Raw genomic sequence first — 22,533 nt, 5'->3', positions numbered from 1 at the left:
TTTCTTTATTCTGTATAAGGAATGAACAAGGATTGTCCATAGAGATCGATTCCGAATTCTTCGACCACAGCTTGAACGGGTGTACTAACCATAAATTCGACAAATAATTGAGCTTCTGTCCCATTTACATGGGAATGCTTCTCATCATTGACTTGCATAACATGGTAAATGTTGAACAGTCTCTCATCCCCTTCAACATGAATGACGATGTCATCAAAGTTCTCCTTGTGTGCTAAATAGGTTGCACGATCGGTTAATAAGTAAGCTTCTCTTTCCACTCCTACTTGTAGTGTACTCCCCATCCCTTGGCCTGTTTCGTCATACCAGCTTTCGTTGAATGGAGAACGATTTGCACTTTCCCATAATGTTAATTCTTTTTTATGAGTACCTGAATCATCCCCACGAGAGGTGAAAGCGGAACTAGTTTCATAGATTTTTTCCATGGCATCACCAAGGGTTTCACCATGAATGTTAGCTGGGTCTTCTTGTGGGCCAATGATTATAAAATCATTGTACATCACACGTTTTCGATTGATAACATCCTCACTTTCAACTAATTCTTCCTCAGCTTCGGGAGCGTGTGTGAGTAAGACATCGGCCTCTCCCTTTTCCCCCATCGCGAGGGCTTGTCCAGTCCCGACTGCAATGGTTTTGACATTGATGTTGTGTTCTTCCTCGAACATTGGGATTAATTTATCGAGTAAACCACTATCCTCAGTACTTGTCGTTGTTGCTAGGATTATTTCTGAAGCAGATTCACTGGTTTGATTTGTGCAGCCTGTACTAATAAGTGTGATCAGAGTTAATAAAGTGATTACTATTGGCCTCATTCCGTCACCTCTCTATCAATTTTTAATTGGCTTTAGTTCCCATTAATTACTACTTTAAGATAACGCAATTGTCAAAACAATTCAATAAATCTTATTTCCAATTTTAGATAAATCTATTGGTTAGAATGGATATAAGAAAAAGGTAACATATTTGAGGGGGTGTTTTGATTTGCTGAAATGACAAAATCGCCTTCTACAACATGATATAGAGGCGATCGTTGATTGCTAGATGTGTGTATCGATTTTTGGAATTTGGAAATTTACATTAGTATCCAAACATGAGGCATATATGTAATTAAGATGGTCCTTGTACAATTGTCCATGTAATAGTTCCTTCATATCGATCATTTTTGTTAGGAATGACTGTATCTGGTATGTTTAACTCAAGTGATTTGGGAGCGAAAGTGATAGTGTATGAACCCATCCCTGTATCTTTACTTGCAGAAAGGATGGTTACAGGTTCAGTTTGGTCAATTTCTGTTGAATTCTCACCAATCCAAACAGGTCTTGGCCCTGCCCCTATTCCTTTTTCAACCTGAGCACCTTCTCTTGATAATGAAAGTGATCCGGATGGTAACACATTAGGTTTTTCTTCTCCTTCAACTACTTCTTTAATTTGACTTGCCTGTACCATGACATCCCATCCGGCACCAGTACCTGTTGCATCTACGATATCGAGGCGACCAAGGTCAGCATATCCGTAATTTCCATTATCTTGTACGTGAAATTCCACATAATTTTTAGTCGGGGTTATGTATAGAGGACCGGAAGTTATGTTCACTTTCGTTATTGTTTGTTGATTAAAGGAGTATGCTGTACTTTGAGAAATGAGGAGTACCCCGACAAGCCATAAAAAGAATAATATGTGATGATTAGTAGCATTTTTGTGACTGTTAATTAACATTCATTTTCACTCCAATTTTTTTATTTACACTTTATTGTATCGTTACTAAAAACACCTCCTTCCATAGTAATTGTTTCCATTTACGTATTTCGATTTCTTGACCAAATGAATACTATGCCAACAAGTATTACACCCGTTAAGGCACCGATCAAAGCCCAAGCCCATGCCGGCATGCCTTGTTGCGGCTGTGCTACATCAGGCATGACTCTCTCGACATATTCTTGAATTTCCTCATCGTCAATCGTGAATTCACGTTGCTCAACGATCTCCTCTTGATTTACGTCTGCAGCAATTCTTACTGAATAATCACCAGGCTCTAATGTTTCTGCTTGCCAATCAATAGGGTAGCGAATCCTAGTACTTGGAGCCATTTTAAATGGTCCAAATTCTCCCGCAAATAATACATCGCCGTCTACATTCATAACTTCATATTCACCTGTGAAGTTATCTTGGATGCTATCAGCTTCATTGAGCATTTCGATGTATACCTGGGCTTCAGTTGGTAAAAAACCAGCTTCACCGATTGAAAATTGTGGTTCAATGGATTGCGGGAAATTCAATTGCATTGCCATTGCAATGGCAGTTTCGGTTCGAATGGAAAAGCTAGCCTCTTCTTCATCTTCTTGAGCCATTCGCTCTTCCTCTTCAGCGGTTAAACCATGCGAAGAAAAGATAATACCGCCTAATAAGGTACCTTCTTCACGATTAGGCACATTTAATTCTATTTCAACTTCCTCCGTTTCTCTGGCAGGGATTGTTATTGATTCGACAACATGTATATGTTCTGCTAATTTGACTTCATCACTAAGGATAACCGTGTTTTCTGAATCGAGATCTGTTTCGTATAACATTCCTCCCCTTGGATTCGTATAGCCGTTGGCTGGCCGCAGATTAACGACGACTTCCTCCTCCCGGTTATTTGTAATATTTACACGTAAAGCCTGTGTATCCTCTGGTGTAACATCTAAACTAAAATAGCCTTGGATACCCGGTGTTTGATTATCTGGATAAACTGGCTCAACTGAAAACGGCATCGCGTTTTGTTGTGCAATCGTTTGAGCCCCTCCTGTTAATATGACTGTAAAAAAAAGTAACGCAAACAGTACGGATCTATACAATTTCATGTAACCCCTCCTTAAAATGCTGTTTTTATCGTACCCCGATGAATGAAAAAAATAAGTAATGGAATAGTAAAAGAAGCAATGAAAGGAGGAGACAAATGAGTATTTTTTCTCACCAAGAAATTAGACATGAAGAAAATGATTATTCAACATTGATTTTGTATATTAATCCGAGAGATTTTATGGTTGAATTTGCAAATGAACTTGGTATTGAACCCAAAAATGAAATTAGTACACAAGCAATAAAACATGCCAAAAAACATTTCCCAGACTTAAAATTAAAGACTATAAAGGTCATGGTTGGCTCTTTAGTATTATCATCAGTTATTGCATCCCCACTAATGCTTACTGACCGAGCTCATGCTTCTACTACTGATGATACTAGAGCGGAAGTTACAGGTGGAACATATGAACTCGGGACCTTAACAGTTGGAACATTTACGGCTGTTGTCTTAGATGGTAAAACACAAAACACTTTTTCAACAATTAACGCTTTTCCAGTAGGAGATGCCACTGGTACAGGAGGTGGATGGAATGTAGTGCTCAAAGCATCACCGTTTACCCTTGAAGGTACGGAACATACACTCCCTGAAGGTTCCCTGACGGTTTCTGCTCCAACAGTCGAGAAAGTAGATGAGGGCTCATCATCACTTGAGACCATTACAAGAAGCTCAGGGCCGATCGATACGGCTGAAGGGATTAAGGTTTTAAGTGCAGCAGATGGTGGTGGTATGGGATCATATAATGTATCATTTGATGATAAGGCACTTGATTTAACATTATTACCTCGAGATGCTCGTTCAGGTACGTATACATCAACGATTACGGCAACACTTAATGTTGGTCCATAATAAAAGATATTGATATCTAGGCATATTAAAAATGCAGCATTAGCCGCTCACGGATTTGCTGCATTTTTTTGTACAAGGTTTTCGCTTGAACATATAGTACGGTTAAAATGTTTGTAATGTATTCGAAAAATGATTATCATGTCACAATAAAACATGATCTAAAAAACTTTTAGAGTAGTGAAAAATATTAGAAAAAGAGTGTGTGCTTATGAATGAAATCAAAACAGATATTTTAATCATAGGATCAGGTGCAGCAGGTCTTACAGCAGGTGTCTATGCCGCACAATTACATAAAAAGGTCCTAGTCATTGATAAAGGCGCTGTAGGAAAAAGTGGATCGACTGTGGGCGCTGTACAAATGGCGGGATTAGGTGAATGGTCTAATCCCCTAGATGATGAACGCGCTTATATGCGTGACATTGAAAATAGTGGGCGCGGATTGAGTGATCCGGCTCTTGCGAAAACTCTAGTAAATGACATTTCTAAGAGAATTGAAGATCTAACATCTTGGGGATTAAAGCTCGACCGCGATAAAAGCGATCAAGCAGCCGTATATCCTACGGCAGGCCATTCCCTCCCTCGCTCGATTAGTGCTAGAAAAGGAAAAACAGGATTAGGGATCTTACAAACATTAATTCGAAAAGCAAAGACACTCAGTGAGAACCTCCATACATGGAGTGATGTGATTACATTAGACTTGGTGAAATCCTCTACTAGAGTGATAGGAGCAGTTGTATTTGATTTAAAGAAAAACAAACCTTACGTTATCAAAGCAAAAGCCGTTATTCTTGCTACAGGTGGTATTGGTCAATTGTATCCAACGACAAGTAATCCTGTTCAATCAACAGGTGACGGGTACTCCCTTGGTTTAGGAGCAGGTGCTTCCCTTATTGATATGGAACAAGTCCAATTTTACCCTGTTAGTTTAGTAACTCCTCGCTCTGTTGCGGGACTTTGTATTAGCTTTTACCATTATTCTAATCTTTACAATACATTTGGTGAGCGATTTATGGAAACATACGAGCCTGAGACGTTAGAAAATACAACCCGTGATAAACTCTCTATCGCGATCGCATCTGAAGTTGTCGCAGGTCGTGGTTCAGATCATGGGGGCGTATGGTTAGATATATCTTCTCAGTTGGAAAAAGTAAAAAAAGAATTTTTACATGAGTTTAACATCTGCATGGATCGGGGAATAGATTTAACACATGGTTATGCTGAGGTCGGACCGGCTGCCCACTTTATGATGGGAGGCGTTCACATTGATGTAAACACAGCGTCTTCTGTGCCAGGTTTATATGTGGCCGGGGAAACCGCTGGTGGGCTCCATGGTGGTAACCGACTTGGAAACAATGCGCTAACAGAGTGTCTTGTATTTGGAGCCAAAGCTGGTATTAATGCTGCATGGGAATCAAATAATTACGAGGATCAATCAACGGTTACGGCAGAAGCACTTAGCCCATTTGCTACAAAGTTATTAGATACAATGTCAAGATCAGTGTCAGGTTCAGTAAAGTCTTATCAAATCAAGCAGCGAATACAGGAGATATTGGGAACGCATGTAGCCGTTTTACGTACGGATGAAGGTCTGAAGCAAGCGGCAAAGCAACTTGAAGCAGTCGATGACCTACTTGATCAGGTGGAAATGAGCACGGAAGTTAACTATTCAAGAGAATTGATAGATTATGTTGAAGGAGCTCATATGCTACGAACAGCGAAAGCGATCGTCGGAGCAGCCCTCCATCGTAAGGAAAGTAGAGGGGCTCATTTTAACAGCGATCACCCCTCCCCTGCTTCAAACATATATCACACTTTCGTTACGAAAGAAAATGAACAGGTAGTCATTCATACATCCCCCAAAGGAGAGAAATAAATTGAATAAACTAGCAGTGAAAATGGAACGTCAAGCAAGAGGGGTTCACCATTTTAATATTGAACATCGTGATGATATGACGGTATTAGACGTTCTTGAGGAGATTTATCGAAATCATGATGCCAGTGTGGCGTACAGATTTTCATGTCGAATCGGATTATGTGCAACATGTATGATGATGATAAATGGAAAGCCAGGCTTAAGCTGCATGAAACGTGCTGAGCCGGGTTGTGATGGAACAATGTCATTGGCGCCTTTTCTAAAAGGTAATACGATTCGAGATTTAGTAAAAGAAGTCTAACCTATCACTTTAATGGTCTATGTGAAATGTGTAAAATCGTCAAAAACTATGTAAAATGTTTAGCGTCGGACATCATAGACAAGCGATTTTTATATAGGTATTTCACTTTTTGTTATTACTGTTTTACCCTTACAGACGCCGTTTGTGAGCACTTTGTAAGTTGGTGAGAAAAAACCAAAGGATGCAAAATGAACAATGATTACATAGGTCTTGGCCTTCTTCAAAACGAAAAAATTATATGTTAAATTGGTATCTACAATCATATTTTCACAGTAGGGGTAGTTTAACACGTAATCATATTTCGGCGATATTTTCATATGAAAGTGGTCACTACTGTTATTCATACAATAAAAAAGAAAGTGTTGAGTGAATATGGGGAAAAAACATTTATATGAAATATCCTTTCTGAGAAGCTTTGCTTGTTTGAGTATTGTATTTCTACATTCAATTGCTTGGGGAATGGAACACATCCAAGTAATGGCCCATTTACCAGAAATTGCTCAAGTGATCCTAGATTCGATGAATGTATTTTTGTACTACGGTACACCAACATTTATTTTTATTACAGCATTCATCCTCGGCTATAGTTATCGGGATAGAGAAAATTTGTCAGCAACTAGTTTTTTGCTCAAACGGTTTAAGTTTATTTTGGTACCTTATCTTTGTATGGCCGTTTTATATGCCTTGCCATACACACTGCTATCTACAGAGCAATTTTTGCTTAAAGTTTTCTTGAATGCGTTTATTGGTGACTTTCATGCCTATTTTGTTCTCATAATTTTTCAGTTTTATTTTTTGTTTCTCATTTTTAAGAAGTGGCTTGACCATGGGTCTCTAAAGCAAATTCTTGGGTTATCCCTGATCATAAATATTGCGTATTTGGCATTCTTTAATTTCACATCAGCACCTTCTCTGCCATTTGCAGATTACATTTGGGAACGATATTATTGGGTGCCTTTTCCAGGCTGGATCTTTTATTTCACACTAGCTTATTATATCGGTACGAATTATCAATGGTTTAAGGCTATGCTATTGCGCTATAAAACATGGGTAATCGTTGCACCATTGTTAAGTGGCGCACTAACATTATATTTATATCATAGTGGATTACTTACAACTCATAGCTCAAAACGAATCGACATTATTTTACACACATTCAGCATTATTGTGTTCGTGTTGTATATTGCTCTGAAGTTGAAATCGATACCACGTTTTTTTATTGTTGTAAGTGATTATTCCTTTGGCATTTATTTATTGCATACACTATTTATGTCTGCATTAATTTTAGTTATCGATACAACAGCCATTGATTTAGGGTTGTTGACATTCATTATTTTATTTGCCGGCAGTACAATGGCTTCAATGGTTAGCGTCCATTATTTAAATAAATTAAAAATCGGAAAATATATCGTAGGGAAAGTAAATGTAAAACAGAGAGTGAAAGTAGATGAACCATCAACGGTACGTACGCGTGCGCGTTCACTTTTTGTTAATTACAAATAATTGAGAACAGACAACGTAAGGATGAAATGGATGGTAGCACAGAAACAGAGGTTGTTTATCGTGATCATAGGAATCGTCTTAATTATCATATTTGTCTCTTCTCTCTCTGAATCAAGAGAACGTATAACAAGTAAGGTAGAGTCGACTTGGCTCTACCATGGCAGTCCCGAGGAGGCTGGTTTTTCATCTGCGCAACTTGACGCAGCGAAAAAATATTATGATTCAATAGGTTCAACTGCTGCAATGGTCATTTATAATGGTAAGGTTCTTGTTAGCTGGGGGGATGTTACGAAAAAGAGTAATATCCATTCGGTGAGAAAGAGCTTATTGAGCGCGTTATACGGCATCCACGTTGCTGAAGGTACCATCAACCTCCAATCATCATTAAAACAGCTGAATGTATCTGACCATATGGAGTTGACAGAACAAGAAAAACAAGCAAGAGTCGTCGATTTATTAACTTCACGCTCTGGTGTGTTTCTTACAGCAGGTCAAGAATCATGGTTAATGAGATGGAAGCGACCAGATCGTGAGGTTTATCCACCTGGCTCACACTTTTATTATAATAACTGGGATTTTAATGTATTAGGTACGATTTTTACAGAACGAACACAACGTGACATATTTGAAGAATTTAAAGATCGGATTGCTGACCCCATTGGCATGGAAGATTATACAGAAGATGATTGGTTTTATAAATTTGAGTTAAATCGCTCGCTTCACCCTTCTTATTTATTCCGGATGTCAGCAAGGGATATGGCAAGGTTTGGTCAGCTCTACCTTCAAAACGGTGTTTGGGAAGGAGAGCAAATGATTCCAGTCCAATGGATTGAAGAAAGTACATCAGTACATACACCAACAGCAAATGCCCCGTATGGCTATGGTTATATGTGGTGGGTCGCCGATTCAGGATATTTTAGAGAGCTTGGTCTCTATTCAGCGATCGGCAGGTACGGACAATCAATCGATATTATTCCGAGTGAAAACTTAGTTTTCGTACATCGTGTTGACTCCGATAAATTATGGAACCGAGCGTTTAAAAACGTTAGTGATCGTAAACGGTTAAAATTATTAGAAATGATTTTAGATGCAAAAATGACAAATGAGTTGTAATTTAAATGATACCTGGCACGTTAGAGAAGGGGTGTCCTATAGGTGAAATTTAGCCTAATAGGACACCCCTTCTTTTTGATTGACTACCTTGCGTACGGAATGGAAATCAACTCAGGGACAGTTACAAATTCAAATCCTTGCTCTTGTAATGTGGGGATGATTTGATGAAGGGATTCGATTGTGTTGGTTCGGTCATCATCCCACTCACCACCGTCATGCATGAGAACAATTGCCCCGGGATGAATATTACTTATGACATTGTGAGCAATATCCTCTGGAGGAAATTCTCGCCAATCCAATGAATCGACTGACCAGCCAATAACAGAGTAATCCATCGCTGCTAGCTCCTCCACTAATTCATTGTATAAAAATCCATATGGTGCTCGAAATAGGCGCGTCCGATAGTTAATAATATTCTCAAGTGTCTCTTCTGTTCGTGTGACCTCTCTACGCAACGTCTCTACATCCTCTTCCACGACAAAATTTGGATGCCAAAACGAATGATTTCCAACAATATGTCCTTCATTGATCATTCTTGTGACTATCTGTGGATATGATTCTGCTCTGGCTCCCATCACAAAAAATGTAGCTGGAACACCGTATTCACTCAATACATCGAGCACTTGTGGTGTAAAGCGAGGGTCCGGGCCATCATCAAAGGTAATCGCAATTCTGTTGTCCGTTGCTGGCCCTTGTAAAACAACAGTTTCCGGATATCTTTGTTGTAAGATAATATTTGATACCGGTTGTCGTGTTTCTTCTTCAGATCCTCCCTCTAGTTCTGGAAAATCTTCATCTGGTTGCTGACGTTCGTCATCGTCATTCCACCACCATTGCTGTTTGTGATCCCCATTGTCTACTTCATTTGCATGTCCATAGGGAATGACTGATCCTTGAAACATGAAAAAAAGTGCGATTGCTAATCCCCATAGTAAAAATTTGTTAGTCATATGTCTGTCTCCTTATCCTGTATTTTACATTGTTAGTTTTCATTTAAACTGTAAAATTATTCTTTAATTACTAAAATTATATTTAATGGTAAAATACGGTAAATGAAATTTACTACACCGCGACGTGATCACTAGCTCTCTAGTTCCTTGTTATATCTCTTTACTTCCATAATCGTTCGATACATTGAACGGTCTTTCAATTTTTGAAAGCCGCGAAAACCTGGTCGCGCATTCGCTTCAATCATCCAAACACATCCATACCGATCAACTGCAATATCAATTCCCCAAATATGATGTTCTGTAAATCGTTCACCAAGTCGCTGAGCTGTCCTTAGTGCTATTGAATGAACCAGTGCTTGCATACGTCTTTGTCCTTCACCTACATTTAATGTTAGCAACACTTCCTCTACTGGAAGTACATCTGCTTTACTTTTTAAATTAGTAATAATAAGCCCTCGTTTTGCTACTTTTGCATATTGACCAGTGATTTCCCAGTCGTGATCAATTTTCCTTTGCACCATCACACGTAAATCAAAAGGTCTTTCATTAATAGTTGCTAACTCAATATATTTCTGGACAATATAGCACTCATTCGCCGTTACCTTTTGCAAATAGTCAATAAGTAAACTTATGTTAGAAAAAGTTTTAACAACGTCATCACACTGGAACCGATAGCGATCCATTATTTTTGAAATTTTTAGAACGCCATTGCCGTGAACACCTAAATTCGGTTTAACAATTACACTCCTGTACTTATGTAACAGGTGACGAAAGGTACTCTCAGTATACAAAAGGGTTTCAGGAAAAAATGAAGCGAGCCAATTGTCTTGAGATAAAAACCGATAGCTTTGTAGCTTGCCAACCGTTCTAGCATTCATGTAGATTCCCCTCCTGCCCTTTTGTAGCACTAAAACACTACTATAATATATGCTATGTTCTCGATTTCGTTTTGGGCTCACTTGAGAAAATTTGTGCACTTTTTTTCATTTCTCTAGGTATTTGCCGTGCATTTCATTGGGGAGATACATAAGGTAAAACAGATAAAGGGGTGATCTGATGAGAGCCATAACTTTCGAACCCATTCGAATTGGTGTGCTAATTAGACATCAAAGAATTAAAATGCTAAAAAAGCAACAGTTTGACTTTCGAAGCTATAAACGAATGGAATTATTAGCAAGAGCTAGTGTCACGCAACATGCAACGTTATATTTCTTTTCTGGTCGAAGTGTAAACTATAAGTCTAAAACAGTTAAAGGTATTTATTATGATGTTGAATCAAATGAGTGGAAGATGAAGACCTTCCCATTCCCTGATGTTTTGTATGACCGTCTTGCATCGCGAGATAAAAGAAGTTACTCACAAAAAGTTCGAAGTGTATTTAACACACATAAAATCAAAAAAATTAATTCAAGATCATTTTTTGATAAATCCGAAATTTACGGTAAACTACAAGAAAACGAGCAAGTCTCTATGTATATTCCAGAGACAAAGTCTTCACCCACAAATGATGATCTCCAGGAATGGTTAAAAATGTACAACACGGTATATCTCAAAGGAATTAGAAGCGGACGAGGACGTTCTGTTATGCGTATTGAAAAAATTGATGATCAAAAATATAGGTATAGTTCGTTTCGTGATGAACTTGAAGAAGGCACCGCGATCAGCTTTGGAGAATTAGAAGTGGTGATTCATCGTTTTTATCAAGACCGTCCCTATATTATCCAAAGAGCCATTAACTTATTGGAAGTCGATCAACGTAAAATTGATTTTCGTGCTGAATTACAACGCGATGGCAATGGAAAACTAACGATTGTTGGTATCACTGGACGAGTGGGTCAGGTGCATTCACCAATCACCACGCACGCATCTGCGTATAAACTGGAAGACCTCTTTGCAGATGTGTTACACTATGACATCGAAAGAATAGAGGTTTTAAAAGAAAACATTGACAAGTTTTTATATAATATGTATGTAGCTATTGAGGACCTCTATGGTCCGTTTGGAGAAATTGGGATCGATTTTGGTATAGATCCGGACGATAATCTCTGGTTTATTGAGCCAAATGCAAAATCAGCGAAAGTTTCGTTACTAAGTGCTTACGACGAGCAACAATATTATAAAGCATTTTTACATCCAGTCGCCTATGCCAAGCATATAGTAAGAACACCTGTCCACTCTCCTGTTGCAATGAATGGTTGGATTCGTTTATCAGAATATAACTAATCAACGAAAAAAAGATAAATCCATAGCCGCGCTTATCAGTTCGACTTAGGATTTATCTTTTCCTATGACACGACTACTAGCTCTTGTTAATTTGCCTCGTCTTTGATCGCATGTTCTAAAAGGTGATCCTCATCAATCGTATCATTTATACTGTATTGATCGTCATAGGAACGATACGTAAATACAATTTGCTTTGGTGTTTGGATGGATAGAAAGAGAACCTTTTCATTCTCTTCTCCTCTCGTTTCCATATAGAATAAGTAATCACCTGCACGCAACCGGTAAAACTGGTAAGTGATGTTTAAAAGATTTCGTTTCTTTTTACGCGTATCTGGGTGATGACGGATTAATTCAGTGATTTCGGCGATCGTTAATGCATTTCGATCGAGGATCCCATCGAATGTACCTTTAACCGCATGAGCTGTATCGCCAATCACTTCTTTTGCTTTTTTCAGTAATGGTTGTAAAAAAGTAGCCATAAATTTCCCCCGTTTCAATATGTTCATTCTTATTCTCCCCCGTTCATAGCGATATCATGTGAAATAATTGATCCCTGTATGGAGTTCCATATTAAACGCTTTATTCCTTTTTTTCACCTACTCATTCAATCAACATGATGAAGTGATTTGTTAGAAACTTAAGAAAATAGGATAAAACTTGAATAAAATCAGGTTTTTGTGGTATGTTCAAATCGACATACTACAATTATATTTCGACAAGAAGGGACGTAGCAAATAATGGGAAAACAACAAATTGGAGTTCTCGGTGTAGGCGTTATGGGGAAAAGCTTAGCGTTAAACTTTGAAAGCAAAGGCTACTCTGTTGCACTACATGACATCTCAGCAGAGAAAGTCAAACAAACTGTGGATGAAAACCAAGATAAAAATCTCATTGGTACATATAGCATAGAAGAGTTTGTTAACTCACTTGAAAAACCGAGAAAAATCTTACTTATGGTCCAAGCTGGTGAAATTACTGACAGAGCCATTGAGTCAGTCCTTCCTTACTTAACAGAAAAAGACATTCTTATTGATGGTGGAAACACAAATTACCCTGATACAATTCGACGTAATAAGTTTTTAGCAGAAAAAGGTATTCACTTTATCGGTGCTGGTGTATCTGGTGGCGAAGAAGGTGCACTTAAAGGACCTTCAATTATGCCAGGTGGACAAAAAGAAGCATATGAATTGATCCAACCGATGTTAGAAGATATCTCCGCAAAAGTAAATGGAGAGCCTTGTTGTACGTATATTGGTCCAGATGGTGCAGGCCACTACGTCAAAATGGTGCATAATGGAATTGAATACGGTGACATGCAGCTTATTTGTGAAGCCTATTCTTTACTAAAGCATGCTGTTGGACTTACGGCAGATGAAATGCATGAAGTGTTTTCAGAATGGAACAAAGGTGAATTAGATAGTTACCTTGTCGAAATTACAGCTGATATCTTCACGAAAAAGGATCCTGAAACAGGTCAACCACTCGTTGACGTGATTCTTGATTCGGCTGGTCAAAAAGGAACTGGTAAATGGACAAGTAAGGACGCATTAGACCTTGGCGTATCACTTCCAATTATCACTGAAAGTGTATTTGCACGCTTCATTTCTGCTATTAAAGAGGAACGTGTAAAAGCAAGTAAAATCTTAAGTGGCCCTAGCCAGCAACCATTGACAGAAAACAAAGAAGAAGTCATTGAAGCTGTACGTCAAGCTCTTTATTTGAGCAAAATTTGTTCGTATGCCCAAGGGTTCGCACAACTCAAAGCAGCAGCAGAGGAATACAATTGGAATCTTCAATACGGTGACATCGCGATGATTTTTAGAGGTGGCTGTATTATCCGTGCTGGTTTCCTTCAAAATATTAAAGACGCTTATGATCGTGACCCTAACTTACCAAACTTATTATTAGACCCTTATTTTAAAGACATCACTGATAGGTACCAAGGGGCTCTACGTGACGTGATCTCGATTGCTGTTCAACGTGGGATCCCAATTCCGGGACTTACAAGTGCGCTTTCTTATTTCGATAGTTATCGCCAAGAGACGCTTCCGGCGAACTTATTGCAAGCACAACGTGATTATTTTGGAGCGCATACGTATCAACGAATTGATAAAGAAGGAACGTTCCACACAAACTGGTTAGAAACAGAATAAACATCCTAACAGGACTGTCCGATAAGGGATTTAATCCCTATTACGGTTAGTCCTTTTTCAATCCTCAAATTCACTTCTCTTCTTCAGTACGAATCCCCTTCAAAGGCGGTACGAGTAAGTACTCCTTTTTTATTATTAAAAAAGCTGACTTCGAGAATACCCGAAATCAGCTTTTTCATTATTCTACTGTTACACCTTCCATCAAGATCACACGTGCAGGTGAAGCGTCTGTTCCAACTAATTTTAATGGTGCAGCGACCATGACATACTCGCCTTCCTCCACTTCTTTTAAGCGTAAGCCCTCGATGACGATGATATCAGCGCCAAATAACGCTTTATGCGTCGGGTGCCCAGGTTGAGCTCGCTCCACACCAAGGGCATCAATTCCAACCCCACGAATTCCTCTTTCAGCTAAAAACGCAGCGGCGTCTTCTGCTAAAAAGATAAATTCAAAATTAAAGTTTTCATCAAATGAATTTTTTGTTTTAAACAGGATAAAATCGCCTGACTCAATATTTAATCCCTCTACATCTGCTTTAGAAATTTTTTCGTTAACAGATGTGAGATCAAATACCTTTGTTTGTCCAACCAATTTATCAAGATCAATCGTTTCAAACGTAGGACCATCATTAATCATATGTAACGGTGAATCAATGTGTGTTCCTGTATGAACATCTAATTCTAAACGTGACTCTGTAACGTGACCGTTCGTTTCTGTCTTTATTTTCGGTTGCTTCTCTTCTTTGTTTTTATAGACTGGCATGCCCTCAAAAATTGGAGCACTGATGTCGTAAATTTTCATGATTATCATCCCCCTTGTTTAAATCGAATATTTCCCCTCATTATTGACAGGCCACCAATGGAATCCGTCTTTTTCAAGTAATTGCTTGGCCTCCTTCGGTCCCATTTCACCAGCTTGATACGTGTGCAATCCTTCTTGATCCTTCCATGCTGCTGAAATGGCATCAATAAATTTCCAAGATAAGTAAACCTCATCCCAATGTGTGAAGTTCGTTGCATCACCGATCATGCAGTCATAGATTAGACGTTCATAAGCTTCTGGCGTATTGGCATTATCAATCGTATTATTAGAATAATCCAGCTGAACGGGTGTCGTCTCACCAGTCGGACCGAATTTTTTGCCGTTAAGGATAAGAGTGATCCCTTCATCTGGTTGAATATGAATAATTAATAAGTTCGGGTGAATTTGTTCCTTATCAGTCACGTACAAATTCATCGGCAATTCTTTAAATTGGACAACAATTTTTGTTGATTTTAAGACCATGCGTTTCCCTGTACGAATATAAAACGGAACTCCAGCCCAACGGAAATTATCAATCATTAGTTTTCCGGCAACATAGGTTTCTGTTATGGACTCAGGATCAACGTTTGCTTCACTACGGTAACCCGGAACTTCATCGCCATTAATTTCACCGGGTCCGTATTGACCTCGCACGAAATAATCTTTCACTTCTTCAGGTTGAACGGGTCGCAGTGCACGTAGCGCTTTTATTTTCTCACTACGGATCTCATCTGTTGTTAAGTTAATCGGTGGTTCCATAGCCAACAACGAAACCATTTGCATCATATGGTTCTGAACCATGTCACGAAGAGCACCTGATGCTTCATAATAACCACCACGGTCTTCAACACCTAATGTCTCACTCGATGTGATTTGGATATTGGATATGTAGCGGTTATTCCATAATGGTTCAAACATTGCATTTGCAAAACGAATCACTTCAATGTTTTGTACCATTTCTTTTCCTAAATAGTGGTCAATACGATAAATCTCTTCTTCTGCAAAAGCTTCGCGGATATTATCATTTAACTCTTTTGCTGAAGTAAGATCATGACCAAATGGCTTTTCAATCACAAGGCGTGTCCAACCCGGTGTGTCTGTAACTCCTTGCGATTTAAGGTTTGTTGCAATCGTTCCGAAAAATTCAGGTGCCATTGCCATATAGAAAATTCGATTGCCTGGAATGTTGTACTGGTCATCTAACCGAGTGAGCATATCATTTAACTCTTTGTACGATTGGCTACTGGTTACATCAAACGGTAAGTAATAAAAGTGGTTACAAAACGCTTCGATCGTTTCAGTATCTGCGTTGGCTTGGTCTTGGATGGATTCCCTGACCGTTTCTCGTAACGTTTCATCTGTCCATGAACGTCTTGCGACACCAACGACAGCAAACTCTTCTGATATTTTACCTTTCTTGTATAAGTTATAGATGGATGGGAATAGTTTTCTCTTTGCTAAATCCCCTGTCGCTCCAAAGATAACAATGGTTGTTTTCGGTTTGTTAGTTGTATTCACGTCGCATGCCTCTCTTTTTTTGTTATCAATAGTATGTATGCTATGGTATTCTTTTACACGATGAACTGTCATTCATACTTCAGTTTTCCCGCTTAGGTGGAAAATTAATCATCGTATGGATTAAAACACTAGTTTGTATTTTATAGTTGATATAGCGAATCGTCAAATGATAACAATTTGTGACAACGATATCATAAACATCAATTTTTTGGAGATCATATAAATACCATGTTGAGAGAGGTGGTTTGTGACGTGACTCGCTATTTATGTCCGAAATGCAGAACGAATCGTTCACGCTTTAATATCATCGAACAAGTCGCTACTTCAGTTAAAATTGACCCACAATCAGGGGAAATTGTTGAGCGCTATACGAATGACAATCTTGATCCCTTCCATATCCCTTATCGAGGTCCACAATTCCGAGTCCAATGTGGCGTGTGTGGTTTAGTTGAAGCAGAAGAACGCTTCGCCAAATCAGCGGAACATCAACCCTGAATAAACACATGATGTTGGCTTGTCTATCATCGTATCCGATCGTGCTTCATGATCGCAGTAAAAGTAATGCGATTAGGTCTATATTTTGGCTTATTCTGTATAAATGGCTTGACTATACCACCCTTCCATAAAAAAACTGCCAATCACCGTATTGGTATTGGCAGTTTTTACTGGCTCTCTTATTCAGCGATTTGACAGAACTTATAAAGTCCCCATGACATTGCAACTGCCATAAATACAGCTAGTGATCCAATTCCGATAATTGCCATTAATGAAACCGCAGTCATTCCTTCTCACTCCCCTTATTCATCATTAACACTATATTTATAGTATCATTGTGAATTATGGAGTGGTTAAGAAAGATGTGACAAAAGTTTGTATTTTTACATTAGAATTAAATACTCTTCTAAATGTTGCTTTAATGTCCACCTTTGCGAGGTTGATAGTGCTTTCCTTAGGCAAATAAATGGTGTTTGTTTGGTTCTTTGAAGAATTTGACCGATCGTCTTGGCATGCAAACATTGATCTAGACATACGTAAGCTTCTCGCTTATGATCAGCAACGGCATAGACATCATTATCAGTAAATGACTCATCGGGCTGTGCATGACAGTGGAGCATAAAGCCTGATTTTAGTAAAACTTCAGTCATCATTTTTTTCTGATCAGCTGTTGAGAGGAGATCATTCTGTTTTTTTGCTACATACGTTTCTAGTAACTCTTTATTTTCTTGAGCTGTTTTATTTGGATCAGGCATAAATTCAACCTGAGAAAAGCTTGATTTCTCTAAGCGATATACATCGAAACCACTTTGATAACGAGTGATAACACGTTTCATCCGCTCTTGTGTAATTTCACTTATCTTCTCGAATCCTGCTCTGTAGGCGGCTGTACTTTTCTTGATCAATTCAGGTAATTGAACTAACAATACACGTTTATTCGCCCCGTGTTCTAGGTTATAATCGACAACGGCTTCACCAGTCGTTCCTGATCCGGCAAAAAAGTCTAAAATATATTCCTCATCTTCCTCCTTTGACAATACAAGCTCTAGCAAATAATGAATCAACTCTTTCGGTTTCGAATAGTCAAATAATCTTTGCCCTAATACATGTTCTAAGTGTTTACTTGCAGCCGTGCCGGAGAATTTATCGATGACTCCAAGAGGCCGATTCGTACGTTCAATCGGATGTCCTTCATTATCACATTTTAAATATTGTTTCGTATAGACAGCCCATTGGCCGTGACGATCTTTCTTGATTTCAATAAACCCATGTTTGAGGCCCCAATCTACTTTTTCCCGTGACCAGCGCCAACATGCACGCTTGTCTTTGTATGACGGGTGAATCAATGTCCCATCTGGTGCTTGAATCGGAAAATCTAATGCCTGTGAATATTGAATGCTAGCTTGATTTAACTTTTGTAAGTAATATTGGCCACGTTCGGCGACATACTCATCCGAAAGTGTATAGCGCTCTCGGTTCGAAATATCAACCCCATGAATGGTGAGTTCTTCAGTCTCTTTTGCATAACAAAGAATGTATTCATGCTTGATGCGAAAATGTTTACTATCAGACCCTCCCCCTCCCTCTTTATTTTCCCAGATGATATTAGCAATGAAATTCTCTTCTCCAAATACATCATCTAGGATTTTTTTGAGGTTATAGAGTTCATGATCATCACAGGAAACAAATATCGCACCATCTGCTTTTAACAACAGTCTGGCAATGAGGAGGCGGCTGTACATCATCGACAACCAATTGCTATGATAACGACCGGACGTCTCAGTATTAGAATCAACCTTCACACCATTGTCGGTCACACCAAGCTCTTCCCAATACGCTTGTTTATCTCGTTTAAATTGATCACGATAGATAAAATCTTTCCCCGTATTATATGGGGGATCAATATAAATCATTTTAATTGACTCGCGATACGCTGATGAAAGTAACTTTAATACTTCTAAATTTTCACCTTCAATCAGGATATGAGGTCTGTCTTTTGCACCGAACGATCTGTGTTTGACTAATGTCGCTTCACTCGGAGTAAATGCCTCCCGTTTTGCGTTTACTTTCCCATTCCAACGAAATTCATACACATCTTGTTGCTGCTCTCCAATTAAGTTTTGTAACTCTTTTGGGTTCAGTTTCCCATCCTTCGTAAAAAGGTCAGGAAACAAATTTCTTAAACGATCTAAGCGTTCTTGTTTATGGTCCGGACTTTTCGGAACGCTTGCGTCGAGCTTCACGCAAATCACCTCTTTTCTACCAATGTTATGTAAGCGTTAATTGTTCAAACTCGTTCATCGCATGTTGAAGTCTCTGCTGTTCTTCTGCTGTTAACCTCGTAGCGTTTACGTTGTTTCGTTTTAATTCAAGAAGTAAGTAGCCTGGTTGCTGCTCCCTCTTCACAATCAATGCTAGGTTGGGCTGGTAATAGCCAATCGGTGTTAAAATAGTATTTTCTTTCGGTACGTGATATGTGGAAATAACCTTTATATGATCGGTAAGATTCCTATGCTCTCCCTTGTTTCCCATGTGTACCACTGAGGCACCGATATCAACTACACGTACAGTATGATCAAGTAGGATTGTCCTCAGCCTCTTTATTGCCTCTTGAACAAATAAACGGGGATTTTTAAAGATCGATACACCATCTAGCGTTTTAAGAATGTCCACGACCGCCCACACAGAAAGCTCAGTTTGATCACTGATATCCTGTACAAGATCAATAGGCATCTGATCTATCGTTAACCCATAATCTGGTGCGAACAAACGTTCCTGGTTTGGCTCGCTTGCAAGGTCATTCAGTCGAGTTATCGAAACTTCCGTATGATGATCCGGCAGGCATATCGTATGAAGCTCTTCTTTTGCTCTTGTTATAACGGTCTGTTCATCAATCGAAGTGATGGCCTGTCTATGTTTTTGAATTCTCGATAAAAATTGATGAGTGTTGTCATTGCTACTTTGAGAAGTTTCACTTATTGCCACATTTCTCTTCCCTTTATGAGTATGGTGGAACTTGCTTCCCTCAGTCTTCGAGCCATAACTTTCGTTGATTTCTCGTTGATAATGGCTAACAAACGTTTCATACGATTCATTGGCGATCACTGTCAGTAGATTGATTTCGTTCCCTTCTTTTGTGTTAGGATGATCGTATTGACGGATGCCATGCTCATTCACACAAATTCGTAAACCTCTACCGATTTCTTGTCGCTTTTTGATTTCGCTGTAGGATTGATTTAATGTCGCAATTGTAAAAATGTTAGGGTTATCCCACCCAACCCCAAGCGCCGAATGGGTGAAGATAAATTCGACTTTATTATCAAGCGATAATAACTGTTCCTTTTCTTTTAAGATTAAATTGTAGATTTCTTTGTTCTTTTTCATCGCATGAGTACTGTCTGTATACTCTTGTTTCGCTGTCTTCGCAAAATAATAGCCCTGAACATTTTCGACTTCAGAGTGTCTCAGCACCTTTCCAGTGAGTTCTTGTACGATGCTTTTGTATTCTTCTTCAAATAGTAATTTAATGACGCCATCATTAACGTAATTGGACACCTTATCAATAAAAACTAATGATAAACATTTGATGCCCATCCGGTTAAGGATCACTTTCTTTTCAAGGTGTTTACGAATCAACCAATGTAACTGGTGCCGAAAGATCGTTTTCATATCACTGGCCTTTTGCTTCTCAATCACATCCATTCCATTGGTAAAAGCACAATGATATCTCTGATCGACATCACTCCTATATATACGTTCGATCGTATACGGTGCATAGCTCGTGTTTTTCGTTTTAGTCGCTAGGTTATCACCTACGTTCAACCAACTCGTTTCTTTCCATGCATACGTTCCAGCTTGAAAGCGCCAGGCCTTCAATTTCACGCGGAGAGGGTTCGTTTTCACGCGTGATAATTCGATTTTCATACTAGCTTCATCGTTTCTTTCAATGACTGATAAAACTTCAATTTTTTTTACGAGCCCTTTTCTGTATGCCTCATAAGGTGTAAGGCGGAACAATAAATTTTTGATCTGTTTATGAGTAGCTGAATAGCGGATTTTACAAAGTGGCTTCATCGTCTCAAGCCGTTGCTGTGAGTTAGGTGTATCCATACCTTCTTGTGGTTCATCCATGATAATGATTGGACGGGTTTTTCCGAGAGCTTCTAAAAATGACAGGCCCGCAATTGAATCATCTCTCATTCGTTGATTTAAAATTTTATCGTCTGAAGCAAATGACTGTAAGGTTGTGATCATAATTTCAGGCTCAAAACCCGTAATAAAATGTTTGAGTCTACTCATTTTTTTTCGATGATAATGAAAATAATTGATGGCAAAGCGATAACGTCTTTCTAATTGCTCTGAAAACCCTTCTAATGTGTTAAGAACACTTTCTCTTACTGCAATAGAAGGTACAACTATGATGAATTTTGAAAAACCATATTGCTTATGTAATTCATAAATCGTACGAATGTAAGTGATGGTTTTACCAGTGCCAGTCTCCATTTCAATGCAATAATCGCGATCGTCTGTCAAGTGGCCTTGATGAAAATCAAGTTGATTATCTTTCATGATGCGTTTGACATTGTTATGGATGACCACCTCTGAAAGACTACATTGATTTGCTTGAATGCCAAAATGAGAAACATCATTAATGGTATGTTTTTCTTGTCCATCGAATAACGAAACAACCGAGGCAATTGCTCTGTTTTGATAATCAAGTTCCTCTAGCTTAAATTGCATATCCACCACCCAAGTCCGTTATAGTGTCGGGTAGGGCAGGGATGTTACCATCCCTTTCCCCCCTAAGAACCGTACGTGTCCCTTTCAAGACATTCGGCTCAAGCATGTTTTATAATTGTCTTGGTTTTGTTAATTAATTGTTTCTATTAAATTTTTGAAATTTGGGTCTTCCATTTCTAAGAACATCCCTTGCCTTTGTCTGTTCCTAAGCTTCTTAGCTATTGCTAATTGCTTAGTAGTTGGAATTGGACCTTTGGCTGGGAAGTCTATGTGGTGCTTTGTGTGACATGAAATATGAACGAGTTTCAGGTTTTTGTATGTGTCTTGTCCACCTTGACATTTTGGTATCATATGATGTCTTTCTAGACCTTTAGAAAAGTCGACTATAGAGTTGCCACATAGTGGGCATTTATAGTTTTGTAACTTCGCCATCTTTTGTCTAGAATCTACGTTGTTGTTGAAACTCTTGATATCTCTATTCTCAAAGTACTCTTTGAGCTTAGCGTCATATGGTGAGTTGTATCCTAAAACCTTCTCATGTCTGATAATGGAAGTCCAAGCCATTTTGATTATTTGATATCTGCCATTGGTTACTAACCACTTATCATTGCTTTGTCCGTTTTTGTCTGGTTGAAAGTATTTCTTCTTAATCCATTTCCATGACTTTTTCGGATGCAGTTTTTGTAGGAATTTCACCGTTAGCTTGAAAATATATGCATCCATATTATTGAATGCTTTTTTGCTTACGACTCGTTTCCAGTGGTTTGCGTATCCTCTGATGACAGGTAGTAATTTAGAAATTAAGGCATCAACATTGTTACCTGTTTGTTGAATGAATACTTCCTTAATTCTAGCCCTAGCTTTTTTCATTGTTTCATTGCTTGGTTTGATAATCGTCTTATGTGACCCGTTTTTCTTATAAAACTTGCGGAATGTGAAACCAAGAAAGTCAAATCCGTTGGTTAATTTCGTAACCTTCGTCTTATCCTTTGCTAGGTTAAGACCACGTTTTCTTAGGTATGGTTGTAACTCAGCGTATAACGACATTGCCTTTTCCTTTGTTTCGCATAGTACGATAAGGTGAGTAGCCCAAGGGAATCCCACCCTTAGGCCCTCTCAGAACCGGACGTGAACCTCTCAGCTCATCCGGCTCCCA

Annotated in this window: 19 protein-coding genes; 8 read left to right on the top strand and 11 right to left on the bottom strand. The window is 38.7% G+C overall.

The genetic code is table 11. The features are described from left to right. Positions 1-5: 5 nt before the first annotated feature. The 3 genes from KH400_RS05410 to KH400_RS05400 form a co-directional block, all read right to left on the bottom strand. The gene (locus tag KH400_RS05410) at positions 6-830 is read right to left on the bottom strand and encodes an ABC transporter substrate-binding protein (protein WP_217222712.1); all 825 of its coding nucleotides are present in this window, start codon (positions 828-830) and stop codon (positions 6-8) included. A 295-nt stretch (positions 831-1,125) separates the two neighbouring features. After that, positions 1,126-1,734 carry a WxL domain-containing protein gene (locus KH400_RS05405; protein ID WP_217222710.1) on the bottom strand — a complete coding sequence of 203 codons (609 nt, stop codon included), beginning with the start codon at positions 1,732-1,734 and terminating at the stop codon, positions 1,126-1,128. 80 nt (positions 1,735-1,814) lie between these two features. Then, positions 1,815-2,858, bottom strand: coding sequence for a DUF916 domain-containing protein (locus tag KH400_RS05400; protein ID WP_217222708.1), 1,044 nt, complete (start codon positions 2,856-2,858; stop codon positions 1,815-1,817). Between the two features lie 95 nt (positions 2,859-2,953). Between KH400_RS05400 and KH400_RS05395 the strand changes: the two genes are divergently transcribed. The 5 genes from KH400_RS05395 (at position 2,954) to KH400_RS05375 (ending at position 8,496) form a co-directional block, all read left to right on the top strand. Then, positions 2,954-3,706 (top strand): WxL domain-containing protein, encoded by a 753-nt coding sequence (locus KH400_RS05395; protein WP_217222706.1) that lies wholly within the window; start codon positions 2,954-2,956, stop codon positions 3,704-3,706. Positions 3,707-3,914: 208 nt separating this feature from the next. Continuing rightward, a complete protein-coding gene (locus tag KH400_RS05390; RefSeq protein ID WP_217222704.1) occupies positions 3,915-5,579 on the top strand; it encodes an FAD-binding protein in 1,665 nt (554 codons plus the stop codon). Between the two features lies 1 nt (position 5,580). Beyond that, positions 5,581-5,880, top strand: a complete 300-nt coding sequence (locus KH400_RS05385) for a 2Fe-2S iron-sulfur cluster-binding protein (protein WP_217222702.1) — start codon at positions 5,581-5,583, stop codon at positions 5,878-5,880. Between the two features lie 372 nt (positions 5,881-6,252). Continuing rightward, positions 6,253-7,383 (top strand): acyltransferase family protein, encoded by a 1,131-nt coding sequence (locus KH400_RS05380; protein WP_281418643.1) that lies wholly within the window; start codon positions 6,253-6,255, stop codon positions 7,381-7,383. A 30-nt stretch (positions 7,384-7,413) separates the two neighbouring features. After that, a complete protein-coding gene (locus KH400_RS05375) occupies positions 7,414-8,496 on the top strand; it encodes a serine hydrolase domain-containing protein (RefSeq protein ID WP_217222698.1) in 1,083 nt (360 codons plus the stop codon). Positions 8,497-8,579: 83 nt separating this feature from the next. Here the strand turns inward: KH400_RS05375 and KH400_RS05370 are convergent, their stop codons facing one another. Further along, on the bottom strand, positions 8,580-9,446 hold the full coding sequence (locus tag KH400_RS05370) for a polysaccharide deacetylase family protein (protein WP_246589393.1): 867 nt from the start codon (positions 9,444-9,446) through the stop codon (positions 8,580-8,582). 131 nt (positions 9,447-9,577) lie between these two features. Then, positions 9,578-10,324 (bottom strand): YheC/YheD family protein, encoded by a 747-nt coding sequence (locus tag KH400_RS05365; protein ID WP_217222696.1) that lies wholly within the window; start codon positions 10,322-10,324, stop codon positions 9,578-9,580. A gap of 178 nt (positions 10,325-10,502) precedes the next feature. On the opposite strand from KH400_RS05365, the gene KH400_RS05360 reads away from it, so the two are divergent. Next, complete coding sequence (locus tag KH400_RS05360; RefSeq protein WP_217222694.1) at positions 10,503-11,669, top strand: YheC/YheD family endospore coat-associated protein; 1,167 nt, start codon at positions 10,503-10,505, stop codon at positions 11,667-11,669. Between the two features lie 86 nt (positions 11,670-11,755). Here KH400_RS05360 and KH400_RS05355 read toward each other — a convergent pair whose 3' ends face one another. Further along, the gene (locus KH400_RS05355; protein ID WP_217222693.1) at positions 11,756-12,175 is read right to left on the bottom strand and encodes a hypothetical protein; all 420 of its coding nucleotides are present in this window, start codon (positions 12,173-12,175) and stop codon (positions 11,756-11,758) included. Between the two features lie 231 nt (positions 12,176-12,406). Here KH400_RS05355 and gnd point away from each other — a divergent pair, with 231 nt between their 5' ends. Next, entirely contained in the window at positions 12,407-13,822 is a 1,416-nt protein-coding gene (gnd, locus tag KH400_RS05350; RefSeq protein ID WP_217222692.1) for an NADP-dependent phosphogluconate dehydrogenase, read from the top strand. Between the two features lie 178 nt (positions 13,823-14,000). On the opposite strand, the gene KH400_RS05345 is transcribed toward gnd, so the two are convergent. Then, positions 14,001-14,624, bottom strand: coding sequence for a cyclase family protein (locus KH400_RS05345; RefSeq protein WP_217222690.1), 624 nt, complete (start codon positions 14,622-14,624; stop codon positions 14,001-14,003). An 18-nt stretch (positions 14,625-14,642) separates the two neighbouring features. Next, on the bottom strand, positions 14,643-16,142 hold the full coding sequence (gene zwf / locus KH400_RS05340) for a glucose-6-phosphate dehydrogenase (RefSeq protein ID WP_312889048.1): 1,500 nt from the start codon (positions 16,140-16,142) through the stop codon (positions 14,643-14,645). A 252-nt stretch (positions 16,143-16,394) separates the two neighbouring features. On the opposite strand from zwf, the gene KH400_RS05335 reads away from it, so the two are divergent. Next, positions 16,395-16,637 carry a DNA alkylation repair protein gene (locus KH400_RS05335; RefSeq protein WP_312889047.1) on the top strand — a complete coding sequence of 81 codons (243 nt, stop codon included), beginning with the start codon at positions 16,395-16,397 and terminating at the stop codon, positions 16,635-16,637. A gap of 383 nt (positions 16,638-17,020) precedes the next feature. Here KH400_RS05335 and KH400_RS05330 read toward each other — a convergent pair whose 3' ends face one another. The 3 genes from KH400_RS05330 to KH400_RS05320 all read right to left on the bottom strand — a co-directional run bounded on the left by KH400_RS05330 (position 17,021) and on the right by KH400_RS05320 (position 22,481). Further along, positions 17,021-18,880: a site-specific DNA-methyltransferase gene (locus KH400_RS05330; RefSeq protein ID WP_217222684.1), complete on the bottom strand. Its 1,860-nt coding sequence runs from the start codon at positions 18,878-18,880 to the stop codon at positions 17,021-17,023. Positions 18,881-18,905: 25 nt separating this feature from the next. After that, positions 18,906-21,377, bottom strand: coding sequence for a DEAD/DEAH box helicase family protein (locus KH400_RS05325; protein WP_217222682.1), 2,472 nt, complete (start codon positions 21,375-21,377; stop codon positions 18,906-18,908). Between the two features lie 129 nt (positions 21,378-21,506). Beyond that, positions 21,507-22,481: a group II intron reverse transcriptase gene (locus KH400_RS05320; protein ID WP_217222680.1), complete on the bottom strand. Its 975-nt coding sequence runs from the start codon at positions 22,479-22,481 to the stop codon at positions 21,507-21,509. Positions 22,482-22,533 lie beyond the last annotated feature (52 nt).

Source organism: Desertibacillus haloalkaliphilus (assembly GCF_019039105.1).
Taxonomy (GTDB): domain Bacteria; phylum Bacillota; class Bacilli; order Bacillales; family KJ1-10-99; genus Desertibacillus; species Desertibacillus haloalkaliphilus.
Note: the sequence above shows the minus strand (reverse complement) of the source record. Positions and strands in the feature narration are given on the sequence as shown.

Coding starts and splice junctions, on each gene's coding strand:
- KH400_RS05410 (WP_217222712.1), bottom strand. CDS start 830: ATGAGGCCAATAGTAATCACTTTATTAACTCTGATCACACTTATTAGT.
- KH400_RS05405 (WP_217222710.1), bottom strand. CDS start 1,734: ATGTTAATTAACAGTCACAAAAATGCTACTAATCATCACATATTATTC.
- KH400_RS05400 (WP_217222708.1), bottom strand. CDS start 2,858: ATGAAATTGTATAGATCCGTACTGTTTGCGTTACTTTTTTTTACAGTC.
- KH400_RS05395 (WP_217222706.1), top strand. CDS start 2,954: ATGAGTATTTTTTCTCACCAAGAAATTAGACATGAAGAAAATGATTAT.
- KH400_RS05390 (WP_217222704.1), top strand. CDS start 3,915: ATGAATGAAATCAAAACAGATATTTTAATCATAGGATCAGGTGCAGCA.
- KH400_RS05380 (WP_281418643.1), top strand. CDS start 6,253: ATGGGGAAAAAACATTTATATGAAATATCCTTTCTGAGAAGCTTTGCT.
- KH400_RS05375 (WP_217222698.1), top strand. CDS start 7,414: ATGGTAGCACAGAAACAGAGGTTGTTTATCGTGATCATAGGAATCGTC.
- KH400_RS05370 (WP_246589393.1), bottom strand. CDS start 9,446: ATGACTAACAAATTTTTACTATGGGGATTAGCAATCGCACTTTTTTTC.
- KH400_RS05365 (WP_217222696.1), bottom strand. CDS start 10,324: ATGAATGCTAGAACGGTTGGCAAGCTACAAAGCTATCGGTTTTTATCT.
- KH400_RS05360 (WP_217222694.1), top strand. CDS start 10,503: ATGAGAGCCATAACTTTCGAACCCATTCGAATTGGTGTGCTAATTAGA.
- KH400_RS05355 (WP_217222693.1), bottom strand. CDS start 12,175: ATGAACATATTGAAACGGGGGAAATTTATGGCTACTTTTTTACAACCA.
- gnd (WP_217222692.1), top strand. CDS start 12,407: ATGGGAAAACAACAAATTGGAGTTCTCGGTGTAGGCGTTATGGGGAAA.
- KH400_RS05345 (WP_217222690.1), bottom strand. CDS start 14,624: ATGAAAATTTACGACATCAGTGCTCCAATTTTTGAGGGCATGCCAGTC.
- KH400_RS05325 (WP_217222682.1), bottom strand. CDS start 21,377: ATGCAATTTAAGCTAGAGGAACTTGATTATCAAAACAGAGCAATTGCC.